This window comes from Frankia gtarii, assembly GCF_025403375.1.
GTDB lineage: Bacteria > Actinomycetota > Actinomycetes > Frankiales > Frankiaceae > Frankia > Frankia gtarii.
This window is the reverse complement of record NZ_JAMPTM010000475.1, coordinates 1-2,481: the sequence shown is the minus strand read 5'-3', so window position 1 is coordinate 2,481 and position 2,481 is coordinate 1. Positions and strand designations below refer to the sequence as shown.

Annotated in this window: 2 protein-coding genes; both read left to right on the top strand. The window is 75.0% G+C overall.

The window, feature by feature from the left end; translation table 11 throughout:
• Window positions 1-1,089 (top strand): SDR family NAD(P)-dependent oxidoreductase (locus tag NBZ83_RS31595; RefSeq protein ID WP_261576449.1); only part of this gene is annotated, 1,089 nt, incomplete at its 5' end.
• Window positions 1,090-1,132: 43 nt separating this feature from the next.
• Window positions 1,133-2,481 (top strand): beta-ketoacyl [acyl carrier protein] synthase domain-containing protein (locus NBZ83_RS31590; RefSeq protein ID WP_261576450.1); only part of this gene is annotated, 1,349 nt, incomplete at its 3' end.

The following is a 2,481-nucleotide window of genomic DNA, read 5'->3' as shown; positions in this document are numbered from 1 at the left end:
GGGCTGCTGCAATCGGTGGCCCGGGAGATCACGACCACGCATGTTCGGCTGGTCGACGTCGATGCGAAGCAGGCCCCGGGTGCCCTCGCCGAGGGTGTGCTCGCCGAGATGTTCGCCGAGGGCGGGCCGGTTGTCGTCGGATACCGGGAGGGGGTGCGCGTCACGCCGCGGCTGCGCGAGAGCCCTCTGGTGGACGCCGCGATGACCCCCCTCGGACTCGGGCCGTCGTCGGTCGTCCTTCTCACCGGCGGCGCCCGCGGGATCACCGCCCGGGTTGCGGTCGCCCTGGCCAGGCGGACGGGATGCGCGATCGAACTGATCGGGCGGACCGCACTCCCGGTCGGGCCGGAGGATCCCGCCACCGCCGCCGCGGCCGATCCGGGCGCTCTGCGACAGGCGCTCATCGGGTCGGGACTGACGCGGCCGGCGCAGATCGAGGCGGCGGCGGCCCGGCTCCTGGCCGAACGCGAGATCACCGACACCCTGGCGGCCCTGGGCGGCCAGGCCGCGTCCGTGCGTTACCACGCCGTGGACGTTCGGGACGCGGCCGCCGTCGCCGCGGTGGTCGCCGATGTCCACGCGCGGCACGGCCGTCTCGACGGTGTGATCCACGGGGCGGGGGTCCTCGAGGACCGGCTGCTGCGCGACAAGTCGCCGGAGTCGTTCGCCCGCGTCTACACCACCAAGGTCGACGGGGCTCGGGCGCTCATGGCCGCGTTGCGGCCGGAGACGGGGTTCGTCGTGCTGTTCGGCAGCGTCGCCGGCGTCTTCGGCAACCGCGGCCAGGCCGACTACGCCGCGGCGAACGACGCCCTCGACCGCCTCGCCCACAGTTGGGGGGAGCGGGTCGACGGCCGGGTCGTCAGCGTGGACTGGGGCCCCTGGGGCAGTGAGGCGACCGGACGGGGCGAGGCGACCGGACGGGGCATGGTCACCCCGGCGCTCGAACGGGAGTACGCCCGGCGGGGGATCGGCCTCATCGACCCCGACGAGGGGGTGGCGGCCCTCCTGCGCGAGCTGGGTGCCGGCCCGGCGGGCCCGGCGCAGGTCGTGTACATGTGCGGCACCCCGGAGGCCTTCGGTGGCTGAGCGGACCGTGGTCGACGGTGACGACGCCGTCGCCGTGGTGGGGATGGCGGCGCTCTTCCCCGGGGCGGGTGATCTCGCGTCGTACTGGCGGAACATCGTCGACGGGGTCGACGCGATCCGCGACGCCCCGCCGGGCCGCTGGGATACCGACATCCCCGGCCTCGGTGAGCTTCGGGGTGGCTTCGTCGACGAGTTCGCCGACTTCGACCCGACCCGGTTCGGCATCGTCCCCCTGGGCGTGGACTGGACGGAGCCGGACCAGCTGCTCGCGCTGCGCCTCGCCGCCGAGGCGATCGACGACGCCGGTGGACCCGCGTCGGTCGGGGACCGCGGGCGCACCGGGGTGGTCATCGGCCGCGGCGGCTATGTCGGACCCGGCGTCGGCCGGCTGGAACAGCGGGTCAAGATCGCGCATCAGGTGGCGGTCACCCTGCGGGAGGTGCTGCCGGGGCTGGGCGCCGACGCGGTCGAGCGGGTGCGCGCCGCGCTGGTGGCATCGCTCGGCCCGGAACGGCCCGACGCCGCGATCGGGCTGGTCCCGAACCTCGCCGCCTCGCGGATCGCCAACCGCCTCGACCTGCGCGGCCCCGCCTACACGATCGACGCCGCCTGCGCGTCGTCCCTGATCGCGACCGAGGCCGCCGTGCGCGAGCTGCGGGCCGGCCGGGCCGACGCCATGATCGTCGGCGGCGTGCATCTCGGCCCCGACGTGACCTTCTGGAACGTCTTCTCCCATCTTCGTGCGTTGTCGACCAGCGGACGGATCCGCCCGTTCGACCGGGCGGCGGACGGGATCCTGCTCGGCGAGGGCGTCGGGATGGTCCTGCTCAAACGGCTCGCTGACGCCCAGCGTGCCGGCGAGCGGATCTACGCGGTGATCCGCGGGGTGGGAACGGCCAGCGACGGGCGGGCGGCCACGTTGCTGGCGCCCGCCGCCGAGGGGCAGATGCTCGCCGTGCGCCGCGCCTGGGACGACGCCGGCCTCGACCCGACCGCACCCGACGCGGTCGGGCTCATCGAGGCGCACGGGACCGCGACCCGCGCGGGTGACGCGGCCGAGCTCGCCACCCTGCGCGGTGTCTTCGGGCCGGCGGAATCCGGCCTGCCCATGGTCGGAATCGGGTCGGTCAAATCCATGATCGGGCACACCATGCCGGCCGCCGGCATGGCCGGGCTCATCAAGGCCGTCCTCGCCCTGCACCACCGGACGCTTCCCCCCACCCTGCACTGCGACGACCCGCATCCGGCCCTGCAGGCAAGCCGCTTCACCCCCGTGCGCCGCGCCGGGACATGGGTGGTCGAGCCGGGTTCGCCGCGCCGGGCCGGGGTGAACGCCTTCGGCTTCGGCGGCATCAACGCCCATGTTGTGCTGGAGCAGGCTCCGAGCGGTGG